Annotated in this window: 22 protein-coding genes; 13 read left to right on the plus strand and 9 right to left on the minus strand. The window is 34.6% G+C overall.

The annotated features are described in order from the left end of the window. Positions 1 to 6 precede the first annotated feature (6 nt). From ftsZ to nusA, 4 genes are all read right to left on the minus strand, one after another. Positions 7 to 1,182, minus strand: coding sequence for a cell division protein FtsZ (gene ftsZ / locus LS70_RS07315; RefSeq protein ID WP_034289489.1), 1,176 nt, complete (start codon positions 1,180 to 1,182; stop codon positions 7 to 9). A gap of 27 nt (positions 1,183 to 1,209) precedes the next feature. Continuing rightward, complete coding sequence (gene ftsA / locus LS70_RS07320) at positions 1,210 to 2,616, minus strand: cell division protein FtsA (RefSeq protein ID WP_034289709.1); 1,407 nt, start codon at positions 2,614 to 2,616, stop codon at positions 1,210 to 1,212. 43 nt (positions 2,617 to 2,659) lie between these two features. Further along, a complete protein-coding gene (locus tag LS70_RS07325; RefSeq protein ID WP_034289493.1) occupies positions 2,660 to 4,117 on the minus strand; it encodes a peptidylprolyl isomerase in 1,458 nt (485 codons plus the stop codon). A 94-nt stretch (positions 4,118 to 4,211) separates the two neighbouring features. Then, positions 4,212 to 5,324, minus strand: a complete 1,113-nt coding sequence (gene nusA, locus LS70_RS07330; RefSeq protein ID WP_034289496.1) for a transcription termination factor NusA — start codon at positions 5,322 to 5,324, stop codon at positions 4,212 to 4,214. 185 nt (positions 5,325 to 5,509) lie between these two features. Here nusA and LS70_RS07335 point away from each other — a divergent pair, with 185 nt between their 5' ends. The 5 genes from LS70_RS07335 to hemW are packed head-to-tail and all read left to right on the plus strand — an operon-like array spanning position 5,510 to position 9,276. Next, positions 5,510 to 5,752 carry an HP0268 family nuclease gene (locus tag LS70_RS07335; RefSeq protein WP_034289499.1) on the plus strand — a complete coding sequence of 81 codons (243 nt, stop codon included), beginning with the start codon at positions 5,510 to 5,512 and terminating at the stop codon, positions 5,750 to 5,752. Between the two features lie 2 nt (positions 5,753 to 5,754). After that, on the plus strand, positions 5,755 to 7,071 hold the full coding sequence (gene miaB, locus LS70_RS07340) for a tRNA (N6-isopentenyl adenosine(37)-C2)-methylthiotransferase MiaB (RefSeq protein WP_081949762.1): 1,317 nt from the start codon (positions 5,755 to 5,757) through the stop codon (positions 7,069 to 7,071). A 6-nt stretch (positions 7,072 to 7,077) separates the two neighbouring features. Then, complete coding sequence (locus LS70_RS07345) at positions 7,078 to 7,737, plus strand: lysophospholipid acyltransferase family protein (protein ID WP_034289502.1); 660 nt, start codon at positions 7,078 to 7,080, stop codon at positions 7,735 to 7,737. After that, positions 7,725 to 8,189 carry a hypothetical protein gene (locus LS70_RS07350; RefSeq protein WP_052083379.1) on the plus strand — a complete coding sequence of 155 codons (465 nt, stop codon included), beginning with the start codon at positions 7,725 to 7,727 and terminating at the stop codon, positions 8,187 to 8,189. The genes LS70_RS07345 and LS70_RS07350 overlap by 13 nt, the downstream gene beginning before the upstream one ends. After that, positions 8,182 to 9,276: a radical SAM family heme chaperone HemW gene (gene hemW, locus LS70_RS07355; RefSeq protein ID WP_034289505.1), complete on the plus strand. Its 1,095-nt coding sequence runs from the start codon at positions 8,182 to 8,184 to the stop codon at positions 9,274 to 9,276. Before LS70_RS07350 ends, hemW begins: the two co-directional genes overlap by 8 nt. Here hemW and LS70_RS07360 read toward each other — a convergent pair. The 5 genes from LS70_RS07360 to cysS form a co-directional block, all read right to left on the minus strand. Further along, on the minus strand, positions 9,269 to 9,787 hold the full coding sequence (locus LS70_RS07360) for a hypothetical protein (protein WP_034289508.1): 519 nt from the start codon (positions 9,785 to 9,787) through the stop codon (positions 9,269 to 9,271). The two genes, hemW and LS70_RS07360, sit on opposite strands and share 8 nt — an antisense overlap. Beyond that, positions 9,784 to 10,296 carry a hypothetical protein gene (locus tag LS70_RS07365; protein ID WP_034289511.1) on the minus strand — a complete coding sequence of 171 codons (513 nt, stop codon included), beginning with the start codon at positions 10,294 to 10,296 and terminating at the stop codon, positions 9,784 to 9,786. Before LS70_RS07365 ends, LS70_RS07360 begins: the two co-directional genes overlap by 4 nt. Then, positions 10,293 to 11,333, minus strand: a complete 1,041-nt coding sequence (locus LS70_RS07370; RefSeq protein WP_034289514.1) for a hypothetical protein — start codon at positions 11,331 to 11,333, stop codon at positions 10,293 to 10,295. The genes LS70_RS07365 and LS70_RS07370 overlap by 4 nt, the downstream gene beginning before the upstream one ends. A 119-nt stretch (positions 11,334 to 11,452) precedes the next feature. After that, a complete protein-coding gene (locus LS70_RS07375) occupies positions 11,453 to 12,277 on the minus strand; it encodes a sulfite exporter TauE/SafE family protein (RefSeq protein ID WP_052083381.1) in 825 nt (274 codons plus the stop codon). 9 nt (positions 12,278 to 12,286) lie between these two features. After that, positions 12,287 to 13,687 (minus strand): cysteine--tRNA ligase, encoded by a 1,401-nt coding sequence (gene cysS / locus LS70_RS07380; RefSeq protein ID WP_034289517.1) that lies wholly within the window; start codon positions 13,685 to 13,687, stop codon positions 12,287 to 12,289. Positions 13,688 to 13,825: 138 nt separating this feature from the next. Between cysS and hisD the strand changes: the two genes are divergently transcribed. Genes hisD through hemC form a run of 8 tightly spaced genes read left to right on the plus strand, consistent with a single transcriptional unit; the run spans position 13,826 to position 21,214 of the window. Further along, positions 13,826 to 15,133 (plus strand): histidinol dehydrogenase, encoded by a 1,308-nt coding sequence (gene hisD, locus LS70_RS07385; protein ID WP_034289520.1) that lies wholly within the window; start codon positions 13,826 to 13,828, stop codon positions 15,131 to 15,133. A gap of 10 nt (positions 15,134 to 15,143) precedes the next feature. Further along, on the plus strand, positions 15,144 to 15,410 hold the full coding sequence (locus tag LS70_RS07390) for a DUF2018 family protein (RefSeq protein ID WP_034289523.1): 267 nt from the start codon (positions 15,144 to 15,146) through the stop codon (positions 15,408 to 15,410). Position 15,411: 1 nt separating this feature from the next. Then, positions 15,412 to 15,867: a hypothetical protein gene (locus LS70_RS07395; protein ID WP_052083383.1), complete on the plus strand. Its 456-nt coding sequence runs from the start codon at positions 15,412 to 15,414 to the stop codon at positions 15,865 to 15,867. Next, complete coding sequence (locus tag LS70_RS07400) at positions 15,845 to 16,765, plus strand: polyprenyl synthetase family protein (protein ID WP_034289527.1); 921 nt, start codon at positions 15,845 to 15,847, stop codon at positions 16,763 to 16,765. The genes LS70_RS07395 and LS70_RS07400 overlap by 23 nt, the downstream gene beginning before the upstream one ends. A gap of 12 nt (positions 16,766 to 16,777) precedes the next feature. Beyond that, the gene (gene hemA / locus LS70_RS07405; protein WP_034289530.1) at positions 16,778 to 18,115 is read left to right on the plus strand and encodes a glutamyl-tRNA reductase; all 1,338 of its coding nucleotides are present in this window, start codon (positions 16,778 to 16,780) and stop codon (positions 18,113 to 18,115) included. Between the two features lie 8 nt (positions 18,116 to 18,123). Next, the gene (locus LS70_RS07410) at positions 18,124 to 19,875 is read left to right on the plus strand and encodes a proline--tRNA ligase (RefSeq protein ID WP_034289533.1); all 1,752 of its coding nucleotides are present in this window, start codon (positions 18,124 to 18,126) and stop codon (positions 19,873 to 19,875) included. After that, entirely contained in the window at positions 19,866 to 20,294 is a 429-nt protein-coding gene (locus LS70_RS07415) for an FxsA family protein (protein WP_034289536.1), read from the plus strand. The genes LS70_RS07410 and LS70_RS07415 overlap by 10 nt, the downstream gene beginning before the upstream one ends. Continuing rightward, the gene (gene hemC, locus LS70_RS07420) at positions 20,282 to 21,214 is read left to right on the plus strand and encodes a hydroxymethylbilane synthase (RefSeq protein WP_034289539.1); all 933 of its coding nucleotides are present in this window, start codon (positions 20,282 to 20,284) and stop codon (positions 21,212 to 21,214) included. The genes LS70_RS07415 and hemC overlap by 13 nt, the downstream gene beginning before the upstream one ends. The last annotated feature ends 135 nt before the right edge of the window (positions 21,215 to 21,349 follow it).

Consider the following 21,349-nt stretch of genomic DNA (forward strand, 5'->3'; position numbering starts at 1 on the left):
ATGCGATTAGTCCATTTGACGGCGCAAAAATGCAGGAATATCTAGGACTTCATCACTTGTAAATTCTCCACCGCTAACTTTCTTTCTAGTAGAGTTCAACAAAGTTTCTTGTTGATTGATTCTTTGGCTCATATCCTTTGGATTTACAAGTTTTAGTGTGGAGCTATCTTCTTTGTTTATTTCTGGAGTATTAGATGTAGGTTGAGAAACTTCTCGTTCAAATCCTGTGGCAACAATTGTAACCCTTACTTTATCTCTTTCTATATTTTCATCTGTTGTTGTTCCAAAAATAACTTCTGCTTCTGGGTCCATATTGCTTTCTATAATCTCCATTGCATTAGAGATTTCAGCCAATGGATAATCAGAATTGAAATAAAAATGCGCTAATACACCTTTTGCGCCATTAATAGACATATTATCAAGCAATGGAGATTCAATTGCGATTTTAATAGCTTCTCTTGCGGCGTCTGCACCGCTAGATTCCCCAATACCCATAAGAGCCATACCTTTGTGATACATTACAGTTTTAACATCAGCAAAATCTACATTAATATCTCCTGCGCTATGGGACAAAATAACACCACTCATTCCATTTACTGCACGCACAAGCACATCATCAACGATTCTAAAGCTATCTTTAAATCCAAGATTTTTATCTACAATGGAGAGGAGCTTTTCATTGGGGATTACAACGATAGAATCACTTTCTGCTTTTAATTCACAATAGCCTTCTTCTGCGAGTTTTGCACGTTGTCTTCCCTCCCAACGAAAAGGCTTTGTTACTATAGAAACTGTTAATGCCCCTACTTCTTTTGCTGCTTTGGCAATCACGGGTGCTGCTCCCGTGCCTGTCCCTCCACCAAGTCCAGCAGAGATAAAAACAATATCAGTATTTTCTAAAAATTGTTTTAATTCTTCATAGCTTTCTAATGCCGCATCTTTTCCAACTTGTGGGCGCATTCCCGCGCCAAGCCCCTTTGTGAGTTTTGCACCAAGTTGGATTTTAATTGGTGCATTCGAGCTATTGATTGCTTGTGCATCTGTATTTGCAACAGCTAATTCAATTCCTTCATAGGTGCCAGTGTTAATCAAATGGTCAATCATATTGCTACCACCACCACCAACACCAATAACCTTAATCTTTGCTCCCGCACTTAGATTTGCTTCTTGAATATTTAACATTATCTTGGCTCCTTCTAAAGTTTATCTCTAAAACATTTGTGTCATTTTATTCCATATTCGGCTAAAAAAAGTGCCATTTTGTGTAGGAATTTTCTTAATTTCTGTAATATTGCTTAAATCCTGCTTGATATCCGCAGCACTTTTTGGAACGCTATTTACAGGGCTAGTAATATTTTGTGGTTTATCTTGCAAAGAATTTATCAAAGGAATATTTTTGTGAAAATTTAAAGTTTCATCCTCTAACTCTTCATTGCGATAGCGGATTCTTTTTTCTGAATCAATTTCATAATTTGTATATTTTCCAGAGGCATAAAGGATTAATCCGATTCCAGTAGAACATTCTGGTCCTTTCAAATCTGTAAATAATCCATCAACTTCCGCAGGTTTTGCAAGACGCACAGGCATATTAAAAAGTGCTGCCGCTAAGTCTCTGATACCTTCAAGATGCACCATACCTCCTGTTAGCACAACCCCGCTTCCTAGCTGCTCTTTTAATCCGCTACGTTCTAGGGATTTTGCTAGAATCATTAATGTTTCTTCTACGCGCGCATAGACGACATTATGCACTGTAGCTAGTGCAACTTGATGTTTTCCGCTTTCTTCTCCACCAATACTTGGAATCTCAATGAGATTCTCTGTATCTTCTAAAGTTTTTGGAAAGCCACCATATTTGACTTTGACTTGTTCAGCAACACTTTGTGGTGTATGCAGAGCCATTGCTAAATCGTTTGTGATATGGTTTGAGCCAACGCCTAAAAAATCATTATAACGCAGAGAATTTCCCACATGAACCATAAGTTCGCAAGTGCTTCCCCCCATATCAATACAAGCAACTCCTAGATTTTTTTCATCTTCGCTTAACACGGCAATAGAAGACGCATAGGAAGCTAGCACAATATTTTCAATCTCAACGCCAGCACTTTTGATTGCTTTTTTAAGATTGCCTAAACTTGACTTTTGTGCAGCAATAATACGCACAGAGACTTCTAGTCTGCTTCCACTCATTCCCATAGGATCATCAATAAAGTCTTGATCGTCAAGTTTAAAGTTATAGGGTAAAATGTGAATCACTTCATATTCGCTAGGGATTGAAGCATTATAAAGTGCAGTTTGGATAACGCGGTTAATTTCTTTGATTCCAATTTCATTATTTGGAATATTGACGATTCCAGAGCTATCTGTGCTTTTGGTATAAGCTCCAGAGATAGAGATTGCAGCTTTATTGATATTTGTTCCAGCGACACGTCTTGCATCATTAAGTGCGTCTTTAATCGCGCGACTTGCTTGTTCGATATTTGTAATAGAGCCTTTTTTGAGTCCTAGTGATTTACGGAATCCTGTTCCAATGATATGTGGAATCCCATCCTTGTAATTTGCAATAATTGCACAAATCTTTGTAGAACCAATATCAATTCCTAAGATGGTTTGTTCCAAATCCTTACTCCCAGTATAGTTATCTTCCATTTCTCATTGCGCCCTAAATTTTCTTAACAACTTTATAAATATTTAATAAATGTTCCATAAATGCAATTTCGACAAGTCTAGACTTCACTTGTATCCCATTGCGTTTTAAGAAGTCTAAATTTTGCGTGATTATATCAGAATTTTTTAATTTTTGGTCAAGGATTTCATATAAAATTGCTTTATCTTTTAATAAAATAAAACCTTTTGCTTCGCTTTTGTTAAAAAGTTGTGCAATAAAATCTTGACTTTCTTGCGCATTTAATCCTGATAAAGCGTTCTTATTATCACGCGAAACATAACCAATATCTAAACCTTTAAAATCTGTAAGTAGAGCAACCGCCTTTTCTTCTAAGAGTTGAGTTTTTCTAAAAGTTGTGAAATCTTCTGTGGCATCTTTTTTAGCAGCTTCATAATTTTTTGGTTGGCTTTGGATAATCTTTTGGATTTTAACTGTAACAAACCCTTCTTTTGTGTTGATAGGTTTTAGAGTTTCTTGTTCTTTTGCTTGACTAAGAAGATTTAAAAAATCTGTTTCGTAATTGGAATCTCCTTCATAAATCATCAAAGATTCCGCTTTTTTATTTTCACCTTTACGCAAAGAAATATATTCTTTTAGAGATTCCTTTTCTGCTTGAGAGGATTGATAGTGTGTAATAATTTTATCTTTTGCTTTTTCAAAAGGTAACAATTGTCCATTTTCGTCTAGAAATTGGTTTTTGAAATCTTCATAATGTTTTTTTAGTGTATCATCATCAAATGGAATAGAATTTGGAGAGATAGAAACTTTTAAAATCTCGTATCCACGCTCTGTTTGGTAAATATCTTTGTTTTCTTCCCAGTATTTTTTGATGTCTTCATCAGAAGGAGTAAAAGTAATTGAAGCTTGATCTAAAATTTGAATTTTAAGATGGTCTTCGCTAAAGACTGCTTCGCCGATTGTTTGGATTTCTAATGGAGTAAGTGGAATCTCTAAAAGAGCATCAAGCTTTTGGAGTAAAATGCCTTCACTTAGCTCCTCTTCAAAGTCTTTTGGGCGCATTTGATTGTCTGCTAATAAGCGTTTATAAATTGTTTCATCAAATTTTCCGTTATTTTGAAAAGTATCCATTGTAGTGAGTGTATGAATGATTTCTTCGTGGCTAACGCGCAAACCAACATCATATGCGTAATTTAGCATTAAGGCGCGTGAAATTAATGTATTGAGTGCTTGCTCTTCAATTCCTAGTTTTTTTGCTTGTTCATCATCTAAAGTGCCATTAAAAAGTTGATTATAGACATTATAGAGTCTTGCGTATTCTCTTTGAAGTCTATCAATAGTAATTTGTCTATCGCCAACAACAGCAACAGCATTGCTTGTTTTAGAGAAGCTATAAGTTCCCCAACCTACAAATCCAGCTCCCAAAAATGCAAAGGAACTAATCCAAATAATCACCATCAAGTATTTTTTGTGTTTTTGCATAAAGCCAATCATATAAACTCCAAAATCCTATTCCAAATATTAAACAACTAAAAGACTTACGATTCTATCTTAAAAACCTTTAAAAAGTGGTAAATTATACGCTTGATTATTCTTTAAAGAGGGAGGATAAAATATCAATATTATTTTTTTGTATTTCTTGTGTTGTGTCATCTGTGTTTTGTTGTATTGAGTTATCAATCTCTTTTAGCTCAATTTCATAACCGGTTAGCATTGAGGCTAGACGAATGTTGATTCCACTTTTTCCAATTGCTTTTGGTTTTTGTTCGCTAGTGATGCTAACGATTGCTTTTTTTTCTTCAATAACAACACTAATAACAAGCGCAGGAGATAAAGCGCGTGCAATATAAATTTCAGGTTGAGTAGAAAATTCTACACAATCAATACTTTCATTTTTTAATTCTTTTGAAACAGCGTTAATTCTAACTCCCTTAACCCCAACAGTTGCTCCCACAGGGTCAATCTTTGCTGATGTAGTTTTTAAGGCAACTTTTGCTCTTTCTCCGGGGATTCTAGCAGAATTTACAATTTCAACATCGCCATCTTTAATTTCAGGAACTTCTAATTTTAGTAACTCTTCGAGCATTTTTGGGGTTGTGCGGCTTAGCTCAATCATAATACCATTTTGGCGATCAATTCCGACATGCTTTAAAACAGCCCCAACAATTTGCCCAACGTTAAACTCTTCTCCTTTGATGCGATTCTTTTTGGGTAAAATCGCACGGATTTCATCAATTTCAATATAAGTATTTCCTAAATGGTCTGTGCGTACAACATTTCCGCTAACAATTTTTCCAACTTGAGATTTGTATTTGTCAAAAAGCTGTGTTTCAATCAAACGTTGAATTTTAAATTCTAGCTCCCTAAAGAGAGCATTTACAGCACTTCTGCTCATATCTTCTAAGCTTAATTCATAACGTAATTCATCGCCAATTTTGATTTCTTTATCGTGTTTTTTGGCTTCACTTAAAGGAATAGAGTTTTTTAAATCTGATGTATTGGAATCCTCGCAAACACTGATGACTTGGTATAAATGTAAAGTTTTGTTTTTTTTGTCGATTTCGACATCGTAGTTGATTTCAGAATCCAAGCTTTCTTTTGCAATTTTAATCACCGCATCTTTAACTGCTTCTGTAACACTTTCGATAGGAAGCCCTTTTTCATAAGCGATTCCTTCTATAATATCTAGTATTTTTTCCAAAATATATCCTTAAAAAACTTGCAGATTGAAGAGTTTTAATAAATTGCGCATTTTAATTTAAATTTTCTTTAAGATTCTTTAAAGCAAAGAATCTTAAAAATTGTAATTTTAGGCAAACTAAAATTATTTTTTAAGTAAAAAATCTATATAATAATCCATTTTTCTAAAAAAGTTAAGGGTAAAAAATGGATATTAAATTAGCACGCACACATATTAATGAAAAACCAGCAAAAATAACAGTTAAAAAGTTAGAAGAGATGCTAGAAGAAAAGAAATCTGACATTTTTTATTGTGATAAAGAAAATTCCCATAAAGATATGCAAGCTTTATTAGAATATTTCGAGAAAAAAGGAAAGCGTGCATATTTTAGAGAAGTTCGCTACGGATTAGATGAAGGCGATTATATGTATGAGATTCACGTGCTATAAGTATGTCAAAAAAACTTTACATTGAAACTCTTGGTTGTGCGATGAATGAACGCGATAGTGCGCACATTATTGCAGAGCTTGAAGAAAAAGAATCCTACGCATTAACAAATAATCCAAAAGAAGCAGATTTAATATTAATTAACACTTGTTCAGTGCGTGAAAAACCAGAGAAAAAACTTTTTTCAGAAATTGGTCAATATGCAAAGGTTAAAAAACAAGATGCAAAAATTGGTGTTTGTGGCTGCACGGCAAGCCATTTAGGTGATGAGATTCTAAAACGTTCTAAGTCGGTGGATTTTGTCTTAGGTGCGCGTAATGTTTCTAAGATTTCACAAATTATCCACCAAAAACGCGTGGCTTGGGTGGATATTGATTATGATGATAGCACTTATGTTTTTAGCCAAAATCATCACTCTGCATTAAAAGGAATGATTAATATTTCTATTGGTTGTGATAAAAAATGCACCTATTGCATTGTGCCGCATACGCGGGGAAATGAGATTTCAATCCCAGCAGATTTGATTTTGCAAGAAGCAAAACGCTTTGTAGATAGTGGAACAAAAGAGATTTTATTACTTGGGCAAAATGTTAATAATTATGGTAGGCGTTTTTCAAGCCCGCATAGAGCAATAAATTTCACACAATTGTTGCATGAGATTTCACAGATTGATGGGTTGGAGAGAATCCGTTTTACTTCGCCGCACCCTTTACATATGGATGATGATTTTATTTTGGAATTTGCAAAGAATCCAAAGATTTGTAAAGCAATCCATATGCCATTACAGAGTGGTTCTAGTGAGATTCTGAAAAAAATGAAACGTGGGTATAGCAAAGAGTGGTTTTTAAATCGTGTTGAGAAAATGCGCTCTTTGATTCCACAACTTAGCATTGGGACGGATATTATTGTTGGTTTTCCCACAGAAAGCGAAGAGGATTTTTTAGAGACTTTAGATGTTTTAGAAAAAGTGCGTTTTGATACAGTGTATAGTTTCATTTATTCAAGTCGTCCGCATACTGAAGCGCATTATTGGCTAGAAGAAGATAAAGTGCATTTGGTGGATGAAGAGATTGCAAAAGAGCGTTTAAATCGCCTAAAAGATAGACATAAAGAGATTTTAGCAGAAGATAACGCAAAACAGATTGGAAAAATTCATCAGGTGTTAATTGAAAGTTTTGATATGCAAAATTTATTTCTAGAGGGGCGCAGTGATACAAATAAGCTTGTGCGTATAAAGGATAAAGAAAGCTTTGTGGGGTCTTTATGTGATGTGAGAATTACAGAAGTTAAGGGCGCACAATTAATAGGTAAGTTAGCGTAGGTTAATGTGGTAAAACAAAAGAAATTTAGAGAGATAAAATATAAAATTTTAGCAAAGATTCTGCCCATTTTTCTTGTGGGGATTATCCGTCTTCTTGTAGTATTTGTGCGTTTTGAATTTAGAGTATCTCAAAAAGTATTGGAAAAATTTAGCAATAATGAACCTTTTGTTGTTTCTTTTTGGCATGGAGAGTTACTTTTGCAGCCATTTTTGTTTGAGAAGTATGCAAGCAAAAAAAAAGTTTGGGTATTCACCAGTAAGCATTTTGATGGCGAAATTAGCAGTAATGTTATAAGCTATTTTGGTATTAATGTATTAAGGGGTTCTAGTTCAAAAGGTGGAACCCGTGTTTTGTATCATGCTGTTAAAAAAATAGAAAATAATGAGTATGTTGCAATTACTCCTGATGGTCCGCGTGGTCCTTATCATAGTATTGCAGATGGTGTGGTATTTTTAGCACAGAAAACGAATGTTCCTGTGGTGGTTCTTAGAACTTTTTTTAGCAATGCTTGGGAGCTCAAAAGTTGGGATAAACTTAAGATTCCAAAACCTTTTAGCAAGGTAGTGTGTGTAATAAAAGAACCATTTATGTTAGAATCTATGGAATTAGAGGAAGCAAAGGCTTATCTGAAAGAAAAAATGGAAGAAGATGTATGCGATTTTTAGGTATTAGTATTGCTCTTATCTGTGTTTTAGTTGGAATCGTGTATTTTTCAACCTCTTATCAATTAGGTAGAGATGCAGAAAAAGAACTAGAAAAAGGGAATTTTCAAGAAGCGCATGCGCTTGCTATACAAGCTCTCGAGGAAGATCCTTATAATCGTTTGGCATTTGCAGTTGCAAATCAAGCAAAACAACGTTTAAATATTCAAAATTTTTTAAAACAATCAAAAGAGAATCAACAAGACGCGTTTAATATCTTAAAAGATGGAAGTTTGAGCCCAGAAGAGTTTTTGCGCTTAGAATGGATGGTAGAAGAGTTTAACAGAAGCTATCGCGGGCTTTTGATATTAAATCAACCTAATGAAAAAGAAAAAGAGCAATTAGAACAATATAAACTTTGGTTTGAAAATTTAAACCAACGCCTTAATGAAGTCAAACAAATCAAAAATGGATAATGAAATTTTAGAAGTTGGTTTGTATTTGCATATTCCATTTTGCGATAGTAAATGTGGATATTGTGCTTTTAACTCCAAAACAGATAAAAACCATTTAAAATCTATTTATATGCAAAAGATTAGTGAATATTTAGAGGATAAACTTAAAAGTTTGCAAGAAAACAACTTGATTAAAATTATTTCTGTATATATTGGCGGGGGGACGCCGAGCGTTGTAGAATCGCATTTGTATAATGATGTATTTGATAGATTTTTGCCTTTTTTAGAAGAAAATGCAGAAATTACAATAGAAGCAAATCCTAATCATCTAAGTTTTGATTGGTTGTATGATATGCGAAGTTTAGGCGTGAATCGCTTAAGTCTTGGTGTGCAGAGTTTTGACTCTCAAAAACTTGCTTTTTTGGAGAGAGAGCATAATAATAAAAATACATGGATTGCTATTGATGCAATACAAAAAGCAGGGATTAATAATCTTAGTATTGATTTAATCTATGGCACGCCTTTATGCACGGAATCTCTTTTGGAAAAAGAGCTAAAAATTGTATTAGACTTGCCTCTTACGCATCTCTCAGCTTATCATTTAAGTTTTGAGCCCGGTAGTCGTTTTTATAAAGAAAAAGAGCAAGTGTATATGGAATCTCAAAAGTATTTTGAAGGCGAGTTTGGTGGATTTTTAAGCATAGGACATTTTGTCGCGGCGCATTTGGAGAAATTTTTGCATTATGAAGTGAGTAATTATGGGAGAATTTCTGCGCATAATTTACACTATTGGAAAGGCGGAGATTATATTGGAATCGGGGCTGGGGCTGTTGGTTGTATCAATGATGTGCGCACGAGTATGCCAAATAGCATTGAAAGATTTTTAGAAAAGTTTAGCGAACAAAAAGAAGTTTTAACAACAAAAGATAAGGAATTAGAACATTTATTTTTGGGATTCCGTTCTTGCGTGGGGGTGGAGGTTAATAAGATTCCAAATCCAAAAAATTTAGCATTACTTTTAGGAGAAAAGGTTCTTTATCAAAAAGATAATAGAGTGTATGCAAAAGATTATTTCTTAGGAGATGAAATTGCGTTATTTCTTAGTTGAAATATGTATCAAGTCGGAAAGAAAATACAATATTGTCATCTTCTCTTTCTATATGAATAGGAAAGTTAAAGCGAGTGATTCCAGGAAGAGTTTTTGTGAGAATTAACGCGTCTTTTAATTTAGTAATATTTTCTAGTTTTCCACTAATAATGTAACGTTGTTTAAAATATTTTCCTTCTTGCACTGGGCTTCCATCAGTAACAACTCCGGAATTTTCAAAGATAATTCTTAGTTTTTCTTCAACTTCGTTTTGCGTAATTCTATGTTTGAAATACCCTAAAGATTGTGCATTTTGAGCTTGATAGTCTTGAAGTTTTTTGAGTTCTGCGCTGTGTTGTGCTTCTATTTGCTTTTGCACATAGAGTTCTTTGCGATATTTTGCATTGGTTTGACGAAATGTATCAAGGGCAGGTTGAATCACTCCCAAAAAGATTCCAGCTACTAAAAAGAAATAAAAAATAAAGAAAAAGGTATTGCGAATCCAGTCAATTTGTGCAAAAAATGTTTTCATTGTTCTATATCCTCAAGCTTACTTACAGATACAAAGTTATACCAACCATTTGGTAGCATATAAAAATCTGCGCGACTTTGGTGAAATATAGAACGCAAAGGCACTTCTAGTAAAAAAGTATAAATTTGCTTAGAAGGTGTTGTTCCATAGAGTGTAAGTTGGTATTGTTCCATTTGAATTTTATTAAGCGTGATTTGCTCCGGAATTAAATCAAAGAGATTCTCTATACTCTCTTTTAGTAATATATTTTGATGCGAAACATATTCTATGAATTGCACTTTTTCTTGCTCAACAATTAAATGTTCTTGGAGTTCTTTAATCTCTTCTAAAAGAGTTCTTTGCATTTGAGAGGCAAGTTGTGTATTTTTTTGCATAAAATATCCCTGCACTTTTAGAATTGCAACAAATCCAGCAAAGACAAAGAGTGTTAAAAAAATATAGCCCCACCAAATGCGTGAAACTTTTTTAAAGAATGTCTTTTTACCCGGTTGTGTGAAGCTGTAATTCATACTTGCCCCTTTGCTTTAAAAGACTGATAAGAATCATAACCTAAATTAGCTAATTCTTTTGCAATATCGCAACTAAAAATATTGACTTCAAGCATTGTAATTTGTTGGATTTGTTGTAGTGTTTCTTGTTTAATATCGTGGGGGTTAAAAATAACGATTTCACTAACAAACTCACTATCATAAAGTGCGTTGCTATAAAATTCATTAAGTGCTGATTGTATAAATTTTGCAGCAGTATTGACACGCGAAAAATCGTTCAAATCTTCACGATTTTCTTGATCTTCGTCTGATTTTGGAGCATCTGTATCATTACCCTTTAAGACTTCTATGAGTTCATCATCATTTGCATCATTGCTTAAATCAACTTCTTCAATGCCGCTTAGCTCATCTTGTAAGTCTTTTTCAATATCTGTTTGTTGAATATCATCTTCATCTTCGCTTAAAGAATTTCTAACCACGGTCAATTCTGCGTCAATTTCGCTTTCAAGGATGTAATACCCACCAAAAAGTGCGCCACAATTTTTCTTTGTTACAAGCATTGTGATGTTAGAGCGTTGGAAAAGCACATAAAGCTTACAAGTGTCTTGAAAAGTATCTTTAGCAAGATGATAAAGCACTAAAAAAGGAGAAATTACAAAATCCGCTCCTAATCTTAAAAAGCGTTTTTTGGTTTCCGCGATTCCTTCATTAGAGACAAAAACAGACCAATTATTATCAAATCGTTTATAAGCAACTTCTGCACAATTTACACCGAAGTTTTTAAACTCTTCCTCTTTGTCTGTGTTTAAGACTCCTTGAATAATAGAGTAAGAAAGCACAGAAGTATAAGTAAAGGGATTTTTGGCATGAATTTTTTGGATATAGCGCACAGCTTGAATTGGTAATTCACCCGGATTTGTGCGGAATTCTTTGTTTTGGCTAGAGATGAGTTTGCCTCCTTTATAGAAATGCGCCACAACATTACAAGTTTTATTATCAATTTCAATACCAACAATAATGGTCGGAAAAAGTGGGCGGATGAGCCTAAAAAGATTCATAACAACTCCAAAACTAAACTTGCATAAAGCGTAATAATAAGTAATTTTGGCTTAAATAATAGACTTTTTATTTATAAATTTAAAAAAACTATCCTAAAAGCATAAAACATAATAAAAAATTAATGGGATTCTTCTTTAGTGTCCATTTGCGATTCCTTATTGCTTTGCGCTGTTTCGTGGTTTTTCATGTGTTGATTGTTACCATTTGCATTAGTTGCATCAATTTTCATATGTATTTTATTACCCATTTGTGGATTTTGTAGAAATTTAATCCCTTTTTGCACCATTAGTCCTCCAAATATCATAATAGCAATAGCAGAGAGATTCATTAGAATTTTTCTAAAACTCGGCTTGCTAAACATTGTATTTGTCAGCAATCCAAGCAAAAAAAGTGATGGTAAAGTTCCGATTCCAAAAACTAGCATAATAAGCATTGCTGTTAGGATATTAGCAAACCCAGCTGCGCTAAAAAGAAAAGCATACACAAATCCGCAGGGTAACAAACCATTTAAAAGCCCTAATAAATAAAGGCTAAAAGGAGTTTTTAAGCTAAGAGTATTTTGGAATTTTGTTTGATACCATTTAGAGGCTTGCATAGAGTGTTCTAGTTTTGTTAGAAAGGTGATTTTGCCAAGCAAGGAAAGTCCTGCTAAAATCATAGCGATTCCTGCAAAGACAAAGAGAGAGCCACGCAGTGTTGCATTAATACTAAACATGCTTCCAAGTGCGCCAACAATCGCCCCTAAAATAACATAAGTTGTTATGCGTCCAAGATTATATAATGTGTGATAAGCAATAAGTTTTTCTCTGCTTGTGATTGTATTATTTGTTAGCTTTCCGCTATAAGCTAAAACAATTCCTCCGCACATTCCAATACAATGTCCAAACCCTCCCAAAAAGGCAATTACAAATAGTCCAATTAAATCAAGATGTTCTAAAGCCACTTTTTTTCCTTAAATTTTCTCCCAAATACAACCTTCAGGTGTATCCATTATTTCAATACCTTTTTGGCGCAATTCTTCGCGGATTTTATCGGCATTTTGGAAGTCTTTTGCTTTTTTAAATTCTGCACGCTTGTTTATTAAATCTTCAATCTCAGCTTTAAATGCTTCACTAATGCCAAGCTGAAAATATTTAAAACAATCTTTTGCTCCTATGCCTAAAATTTTAGAGACAAAATTAAGATTTTCTTTCATTAATGAAATCTTGTCATTTTGTTTGGAATCTAATTGTTCGTTTGCTGTTGTAATAAAGTCATCTAACACACTTAGAGCTTTTGAAATGTTTAAATCATCACTCAAAGCTTCTAAAAATTCTTTTTGAAATGTATCTTGCGCATTTGTGGAATCTTTACTTTTGAGAGATACAAGGCGTTTTTTTAAGCGATAAAGGCGGTCTAACCTTTTTTTAGACGCAAGCAAATCTTCTTCTGCAAAGTTTAATCCAGCTCGATAATGTGTGCTTAAAAGATAGAATCGCAAAATTTCTCCATCATAATTTAAAAGAGCATCTTTGATAAAAAAGCTATTGCCTAGCGATTTTGCCATTTTTTCTCCATTAATGGTTACAAAGCCATTGTGCATCCAATATTTTGCAAGATGTTGTCCATCGGCACAACGTGTTTGTGAGGCTTCATTTTCATGGTGGGGAAAGAGTAAATCCGCTCCACCTCCGTGAATATCAATCGCATATTCTCCTTGCAAGGCTAAATGTGCCTTTATCATCGCACTACACTCAATATGCCAACCCGGACGCCCTTTACCAAAGGGAGAATCATAGCCAATATCACCGATTCCTTTATAGCTTTTCCATAGAGCAAAATCCTTGTTATCGTGCTTTTGTTCGCTATTTTGCACACGACTTTGGGATTCTAACTCCGCAATTCTGCCACTTAGACTTCCGTATTCTTTGTCTTTATTCACAGATAAATAAATATCGCCATTAGGTGTTTGATATGCAATTCCTTTATCAAGAAGAATTTGAATCATTGCACACATGCTTTCTAAATTTTCTGTTGCTTTTGGCTCAATATCTGCGCGTAATACGCCTAAAGCTTCCATTTCATTTAAATATCTTTGGGTGTAAGTTTGTGTAATTTCTTCAATAGAGCAGTTATTTTGCATTGCTTTGTTAATAATTTTATCATCAATATCTGTAAAGTTTTTGACAAAAGTAACTTTATAGCCATTCTCACGCAATACCCTGCGTAATAAATCAAATACAATTGCACTTCTTGCGTGTCCTAAGTGAGAATCATCATACACAGTTGGTCCGCATACATAAATACGCGCTTCATTAGGGATTATGGACTCAAATTGCACTTTTTCTTTTTTGTGGCTATCATAGATTTTCATTATTTCTCTTTTATTTACAAAACTAAAGCAAAAAGTATAGCAGAATTTCATCAATTCGATAAATCATAAAGTAGTGTTTATAAAATTAAATTAAACATTAAATCGCTAAAATACAAGCCCTATTGAAAAGGATAGAAAATGATTTCCATATTAAAAAGTAGCGAGAGTGATTTTGTAGAAAAATTTAATACACTTTTAATACGTGGCGCAATGGATATTTCTAATGTAGAAGGACGCGTTAAAGAATTATTAAATGCAATTAAGACGCAAGGAGAAGAAGCAATAATTTCTCAAGTTGCGCAGTTTGATTGTTGGAATCCCAAAAGTTTTTCAGATTTGAAAATCATGCAAAATCAAATGGAGCATGCATACAAAGATTTAGATTCCACTTTAAAAGAATCCTTACAGCTTGCTTATGAGCGTATTTATGCGTTCCATGCTAAACAAAAACCAAAAACTTGGCTAGATTTTGAAGAAAATGGCAATATCTTAGGACAAAAAGTAACACCTGTGGATAGAGCAGGATTGTATATTCCCGGTGGCAAAGCTGCTTATCCTAGCTCGCTTTTGATGAATACGATTCCAGCACTTGTTGCAGGTGTTAAAGAGATTGTAGTTTGCACGCCAACCCCAGAAAATAAACCTAATGCGTTGTTGCTTGCTGCAATGTATCTTTGTGGAATCAAAGAAGCATATAAGATTGGTGGCGCAAGCGCAATTGGAGCACTTGCGTATGGAGTTAGCGGAAAAAATAAAATCGCAAAAGTAGATGTGATTACAGGACCGGGAAATATTTATGTCGCAACAGCTAAAAAACTTGTTTTTGGCGAAGTTAATATTGATATGATTGCAGGACCTAGCGAGATTGGAATCTTACATGAAGGGGCAGGTAATATAGATTTTGTTGCATGGGATTTACTCTCACAAGCAGAACATGATGAGATGGCAAGTGCGATTTTAATAACCACAAATGCAGAATTTGCAACAGCAGTTGCAAAACGCATTGATGAGCTTTTAGAAACATTGCCGCGTAAAGACATTGCTTCAAAATCTATCAATGAGCGTGGCGCAATTATTGTTGCAAGAGATTTAGAACAAGCTTTGGAATTAATGAACCAAATTGCTCCAGAACATTTGGAAGTCTTAGTGAAGAATCCTTTGGAGATTTTGCCAAAAATCAAACACGCAGGAGCAATTTTTATTGGAGAAAATACACCTGAACCTATTGGAGATTATATTGCAGGACCAAATCATACTTTGCCAACAGGTGGAAGTGCGAAGTTTTTCTCTCCCTTATCAACAGAGCATTTTATGAAAAAGAGTTCTATTATTTCTTTTTCAAAACAAGGAATTACGCAAATTGGTAAAGAATGTGGAATCTTAGCGCATACAGAAGGGCTTGATGCGCACCAAAATGCAGTATTAACACGGTTAAAATCACTTTAAAGGAATAACAATGGACCATATTTTAGAAGGTTTGCCACAAGATAAGTGGATAGATATTATTTTTCATGCTTCACGTGGGCTTGCGACAAAAGAGCTAACACGTATGTTAGAAAGACAAGCGGCAATGGAAGTTTTGCTAGAGAAACGCTTAGGAGAAATGTGGGAAGAAGAATTAACATATTTGCAAAATAGCGAGGAGAGTTCGGAGGAGATTCATCATAAAACACAGGATTTAGCGATTCTTTCTATGCAAGATATTTTGACGCAAAACGAATAGTATGTATTTTTTTAGATTGTTTTTGGGTATTTTTGTTGGTTTAATTCTTGGAGTTTCACCACTTTTTGCCCCTCCAGAATGGAAAGCAGAACGTTTTGTAGAGCTTGAAAAAGATGAATTTTATGTTTTGACTTTGCAAGCAAATGATGCACAAAAGACACTATTTTTTCGTTGGACATTGTTAAAAAATGAAGGTTTGGTTGTGCATTTAAACTACGATTCTTTTCCGCACCAATTCATTCTTTATCAAGATTATCAACGCACTTGTTATGAGATTCCGCTGCTTAAAGCAGACCAACGTTATTATACAAGAGAGCCATTTTTTATGCTGTGTTTTAAAGATTATCACCGCACAAAAAAGATTGCAACATTAAAATTTTATATTTATGAAGGCAGTCGAGATTTTAATATTATTGATGAAAGGAAAGTTCCAAATGGTGGCTTTAACGCGTATTGAAGCAAAGGTGCAGGAATTTTTAGAAGAGCTACAATCACCTTTGGTTTTAGAGCTTAGCGCAAATCTCCAAAGTGGCAAAATGCTGCGTTCTAAACTTGCCTTAAACATTGCAGCAGAAAGTGAAGAGTCTGTGTGTTTGTGTGCGATTGTGGAGATGATACAAAGTGCGAGTTTATTGCACGATGATGTGATTGATAATGCAACAACAAGGCGTAATAAACCATCAATTAACGCATTATTTGGTGATAAAAATGCAATTATGCTAGGCGATGTGTTGTATTCTAAAGCATTTGGGGAGCTTACGACTTTTCAAAAGACTTATCCATTGATTCCGCGTATTATTGCAAATGCTGTTACTACTCTTGCGATTGGAGAAATGGAAGATGTTGAGCTTTCAAAAGAATTTAATGATGATGAGGCAAAATATCTAACAATGATAGAACACAAAACTGCAGCTTTGATAGAAGCAACTGCCTATGCAGCAGCATTTTTGGCAGGAAAAAATGAAAAAGATGCAGAGCGATTCCAAATTTATGGACGTAGTCTTGGTGTGGCATTTCAAATTATTGATGACGTCTTAGATATTGTTGCAGATTCTAAAGATTTAGGAAAACCTGCTTTAAGCGATTTTAAAGAAGGCAAAACAACGCTGCCGTATTTGTATTTGTATCATCTCTTAGATGATGCAGGAAAAATACGTTTGCGCAAGGCTTTTAAAAGAGATTTGGAAGCAAAGGAGCAAGAATGGGTTTTAGAGCAATTACATACAAGTGGTGCGATTACAAAGAGTATAGGGCTTGCGCGACATTTTGGAAAAGTTGGTGTTGAAGCAATTGCTAATCAATCTTGTGATAAACTCATTGAAATTATGCACGCGATGATAGATCGTGATTTTTAGGCGGAAGGAAGTATGGATTATTATATTTTAAGTTATTCTCACAAAAACACTAATATTTCTACACGTGAAAAGCTAAGTTTGGACATAAAAGACCCTAAAACAAAGGAATTTTTAAAGGATTTAGTCGATAATAAATTTATTGCAGAAGCGGTAATTTTATCTACTTGTAACCGCATAGAATTTATTTTAAATGTGCAAAATATTCAAAAAGCTGAAGAGTTTTTATTGGATAAATTGAGTAATTTTTCAAAAATAACTTTAGAAGACTTAAAAGAGCGTGCCGATAGCTATGAAAATGTCAGTGCGATTCACCATTTATTTAGTGTTGCAAGTTCATTAGATAGTTTGGTTGTAGGAGAAACGCAAATTGCTGGACAGCTTAAAAATGCGTTTAAATTTTCTTATGAGCTTGGTTGTTGTGGGTTGTATTTATCGCGCGCAATCCATTTTGCATTTCGCTGTGCGGCAAGCGTTAGAAACTCGACAAGCATTTCTCAAAATTCCGTTTCTGTGGCAAGCACAGCTGTTGCAAAAGCAAAGGAAGTTTTAGGAAGTTTATCAGGAAAAGAGGCTTTGGTGATTGGTGCTGGAGAGATGAGTGCGATTTGTGCGAAGCATTTAGTTAATGCAAATTGTGCAGTAATTTTGATGAATCGTGATTTTCAAAATGCAGAAAATGTTTGCAAAAGTGTGCTGGAAGGAAATCCTGATGCGAAAATTAGAGTAGAAAGCTTCAAAGATATGGGAGAATATATTAATGCGATTCCACTTCTCTTTAGTGCTACAGGTGCCCCGCATACAATTATTACAGCGGATATGGTAGTGGAAAGAGAATGGAAGCGTTTTTGGTTTGATTTGGCAATGCCGCGCGATATTGCGCATGATATTACAAACACACAACCTAATGTGCAAATTTTTGCAGTAGATGATTTGGAAGATATTGTGCGCAAAAACTTAGCATTAAGAGAGGAGCAGGCTAAAATTGCTTATGGAATTGTAGGGCGTTCTACGCAAGAATTTTTTAATTGGCTACAAACATTAAATGTTGAGCCATTAATCAAAACAATCCGCGCTTTAGCTAAAGATTCCGCATTAAAAGAGCTACAAAAAGGAATCGCAAAAGGTTATTTGCCAAAAGATTATGAAAAGAATATCGAAAAAACTTTGCACAATGCCTTTAACACATTTTTGCACCATTTAACGGTTAATCTAAGGTCTGTTTCTAATACGCCAAAAGGTGATAGCGTAGTAGAAAGTCTGCGTTTTTTGTTTGGTGAAGAGTTTGAAGATAAGATGTTAGAATCTTACAAATGTGAATATGCGCAAGATAAAGCCATACCCCAATCTTAAGGAAAACTATGCGATTTTCAAAGTTATTTATCCCAACATTTAAAGAAGCTCCAAAAGATGTTGTCTTAAAAAGTCATGAATATTTAATACGCGGTGGATTTATTCAGCAAATTGGAAGTGGAATCTATAACTTTTTACCACTTGGAAAACGTGTTCTTGATAAAATTAAAAATATTGTTAAAGAAGAAATGGATAATGCTGGGGCAAATGAGGTTGCGCTTGGTTTTGTAACTCCTGCTTCACTTTGGCAAAAAAGCGGACGTTTTGAACGCTATGGTAAAGAATTATTGCGTTTTAATGATAGAAAAGATAATGCCTTTGTGCTAGGACCAACGCATGAAGAAGTTATTACAGAGCTTGTTAAAGCAAATGTAAAAAGCTATAAACAACTTCCTTTGCATCTTTATCAAATCAATCTTAAATTCCGCGATGAAATACGCCCGCGTTTTGGGCTTATGCGTGCGCGTGAATTTATTATGAAAGATGGATATAGTTTTCATGCGAGCTTTGAAGATTTAAAGCGTGAATTTGATGTGATGGAGCAAACTTATAGTAGAATCTTTACACGATTAGGACTTGATTTTCGTGCTGTTTTTGCTGATAGTGGGGCAATTGGTGGGAGTGGAAGTAAAGAATTTATGGTGTTAGCGAATAGTGGGGAAGATACACTTTGCGTGTGTGATTCTTGCAGTTATGGAGCAAATTTGGAGGCAGCAACGCGTGTTAAGATTATCTCTCAAACTGAAGCTCCGCAAGCAGAATTCGCGAAGTTTCACACACCAAATATTAAAAGCATAGAAGCTTTAGCGGAGTTTTTTAAGATTACTCCATTTTGGACGCTAAAGGCAGTGGTAAAAAAAGCACTTTTTGATGAGGGGAAGAGCGCGCTTGTGTATTTTTTCTTGCGCGGGAGTGATAATCTTAACGAAACAAAAGCACTTAATGTGGTCTTGGGGGCGAATGAACTTGTTGATGCTAGTGAAGACGAGATTAAAGAGGCAGGTTTGATTCCCGGTTTTATTGGTCCTTTTGCATTGCGCAATCTTACAAATAGCCCTTATATTTATTTTGATTCTGAATTAAAAGATGAAAAAAATTTAATTTGTGGAGCAAATGAGCTAGATTATCATTTTGTCGGGGTGGATTTAGGCGCGTTTGAGGGGTTAGAATACAAAGATTTAGTAGAAGTGCAAGCAGGGGATTTGTGTCCTGTATGTGGAGAAAGTAAAGGTGGAAAATTATATTTTACCAAAGGGATTGAAGCGGGGCATATTTTTCAATTAGGGACAAAATATTCTAGCGCAATGGAAGCAACATTTTTAGATGAGAATGGAAAAGCGCAACCTTTTATTATGGGCTGTTATGGAATTGGAATCTCAAGATTGCTTTCTGCAATTATTGAACAACACCATGATGAAAAAGGAATGATTTGGACGCAAGCAACAACGCCATTTTGTGTAGATATTATGGTATCAAATATTAAAGATTCTGCGCAATTAGAGATGGGAGAGAAGATTTACGCAGCATTAAATGCAAAAGGGATTGAATGCTTACTTGATGATAGAATAGAACGTTATGGAGTAAAGATTGCTGATTTTGAGCTTATTGGATTCCCTTTTGGAATCGTTGTTGGAAAAGGGCTTGAAAATGGAGAAATTGAGCTTGTGTATCGCAAGGATTTAAAAAAGGAATCTTTGAAAGTTGCAGATTTTACACAGCTTATTATGCAGCTTAAGGAGATAGTTAGCACATGCCATTAATTTTAGGTTTTTTATATCTTTTTTTAGAAGTGCTTGTAAGCTATGAAGTCATTGATTTTATAGGTGTTTTGGGCTTTGTGCTAGAGATTATTATCACAGCACTTTTGGGATTCTTTATTTTGGTAAATTTTCGTTTGTTTGTAAATGACGCTTTAATACGCCTTAGAGATAGGCAGTTAAGCTATGAGGCTTTTGTTGGGTCAAATATTTTTAGAATTCTAGGAGCAATTTTGTTGATTTTGCCCGGCGCACTCACAGATATTATTGGAATCTTAATGCAATTTAGCGCAGTGGGCTTTATGTTTGTAAAACCTTTTGTGCAATCTAACTCTACACAAAATCCTAAAAATACGCAGGATTCAACAGATATTATTGATGTAGAAATCATAGAAAAGGATGAAAAATCATGCAAAAGCTAACCATAGGCACACGTGGAAGTGTGTTAGCACTTTGGCAAGCAAATCATATTAAAAATTTATTGGAATCGCATTATCCGCAAATGCAGGTGGAGTTACAGATTGTAAAAACAAAAGGTGATAAGATTCTTGATGTTCCTTTGGCAAAGATTGGCGGCAAAGGGCTTTTCACAAAAGAGCTTGAAATGTTGCTTTTAGATGGAAGTATTGATTTAGCAGTGCATAGTCTAAAAGATGTTCCTGTAGATTTTATCGAAGGACTTGGATTAGCAGCAATTACAAAACGCGAAGATGTGCGGGATAGTTTTTTGAGTTTTAAATATGAAAATTTAGAATCCCTACCAAAGGGGGCTAAGGTTGGCACAACTTCGCTAAGACGGGTGATGCAGATTAATGCTTTAAGGAATGATTTGGATTGTCAAAGTTTGCGTGGAAATGTCCAAACGCGCTTGCAACGTCTTGAAAATGGTGAATTTGATGCAATTATTTTAGCGCAAGCTGGAGTAAATCGCTTAAAACTTGAAGGAATCCCCCATATTACTCCTTTAGAATTTATGATTCCAGCAATGGGACAAGCAGCACTAGGGATTGAGTGTAGAAAAGATAGTGCGTGTGTGCAGATTTTAGAATTTTTAAATGATAAGAATGCAGTGCATGAGACATGTTGTGAAAGAGCTTTTGTGCGTGCTTTAAATGGGGGTTGTCAAGTGCCTATTGGGGTTAATGCGCAGTTTGAAAATGGTAGTTTAAGAGTGCGTGCGATTCTAGGCTTGCCAGATGGAAGTGAGATATTGCGTGAAAATGTAGAGAGTGAAGTTTCTAGCCTTAAAGATTGTGAATATATCGGAGTAGAGTTGGCAGAATCTTTTTTAAAAAGGGGCGCAAAAGAAATTTTGCAAAAAGCACAAAATTGGGAATTTTAAGTTTAATAACACCAAAAAAGTAATTGCTTAAAATTCTCTTGAAATTTAATCTTTGGGATAATTCTAAAAAAGTAGAATTTTTTGTATTTTGAGATTTGATTTTTTTGTAAAAAAACCATAAATATAAATCTTTTT

It is taken from the genome of Helicobacter sp. MIT 11-5569 (assembly GCF_000765695.2).
GTDB lineage: Bacteria > Campylobacterota > Campylobacteria > Campylobacterales > Helicobacteraceae > Helicobacter_D.

What these genes read in the sequence shown, in the direction of transcription:
- LS70_RS07325 (WP_034289493.1), bottom strand. Translation starts at nt 4,117, where the DNA reads ATGATTGGCTTTATGCAAAAACACAAAAAATACTTGATGGTGATTATT.
- LS70_RS07395 (WP_052083383.1), top strand. Translation starts at nt 15,412, where the DNA reads ATGTATTTTTTTAGATTGTTTTTGGGTATTTTTGTTGGTTTAATTCTT.
- hemC (WP_034289539.1), top strand. Translation starts at nt 20,282, where the DNA reads ATGCAAAAGCTAACCATAGGCACACGTGGAAGTGTGTTAGCACTTTGG.
- ftsZ (WP_034289489.1), bottom strand. Translation starts at nt 1,182, where the DNA reads ATGTTAAATATTCAAGAAGCAAATCTAAGTGCGGGAGCAAAGATTAAG.
- hisD (WP_034289520.1), top strand. Translation starts at nt 13,826, where the DNA reads ATGATTTCCATATTAAAAAGTAGCGAGAGTGATTTTGTAGAAAAATTT.
- cysS (WP_034289517.1), bottom strand. Translation starts at nt 13,687, where the DNA reads ATGAAAATCTATGATAGCCACAAAAAAGAAAAAGTGCAATTTGAGTCC.
- hemW (WP_034289505.1), top strand. Translation starts at nt 8,182, where the DNA reads ATGGATAATGAAATTTTAGAAGTTGGTTTGTATTTGCATATTCCATTT.
- LS70_RS07400 (WP_034289527.1), top strand. Translation starts at nt 15,845, where the DNA reads ATGGTGGCTTTAACGCGTATTGAAGCAAAGGTGCAGGAATTTTTAGAA.
- LS70_RS07370 (WP_034289514.1), bottom strand. Translation starts at nt 11,333, where the DNA reads ATGAATCTTTTTAGGCTCATCCGCCCACTTTTTCCGACCATTATTGTT.
- LS70_RS07335 (WP_034289499.1), top strand. Translation starts at nt 5,510, where the DNA reads ATGGATATTAAATTAGCACGCACACATATTAATGAAAAACCAGCAAAA.
- hemA (WP_034289530.1), top strand. Translation starts at nt 16,778, where the DNA reads ATGGATTATTATATTTTAAGTTATTCTCACAAAAACACTAATATTTCT.
- LS70_RS07410 (WP_034289533.1), top strand. Translation starts at nt 18,124, where the DNA reads ATGCGATTTTCAAAGTTATTTATCCCAACATTTAAAGAAGCTCCAAAA.
- miaB (WP_081949762.1), top strand. Translation starts at nt 5,755, where the DNA reads ATGTCAAAAAAACTTTACATTGAAACTCTTGGTTGTGCGATGAATGAA.
- LS70_RS07365 (WP_034289511.1), bottom strand. Translation starts at nt 10,296, where the DNA reads ATGAATTACAGCTTCACACAACCGGGTAAAAAGACATTCTTTAAAAAA.
- LS70_RS07390 (WP_034289523.1), top strand. Translation starts at nt 15,144, where the DNA reads ATGGACCATATTTTAGAAGGTTTGCCACAAGATAAGTGGATAGATATT.
- LS70_RS07415 (WP_034289536.1), top strand. Translation starts at nt 19,866, where the DNA reads ATGCCATTAATTTTAGGTTTTTTATATCTTTTTTTAGAAGTGCTTGTA.
- LS70_RS07360 (WP_034289508.1), bottom strand. Translation starts at nt 9,787, where the DNA reads ATGAAAACATTTTTTGCACAAATTGACTGGATTCGCAATACCTTTTTC.
- LS70_RS07350 (WP_052083379.1), top strand. Translation starts at nt 7,725, where the DNA reads ATGCGATTTTTAGGTATTAGTATTGCTCTTATCTGTGTTTTAGTTGGA.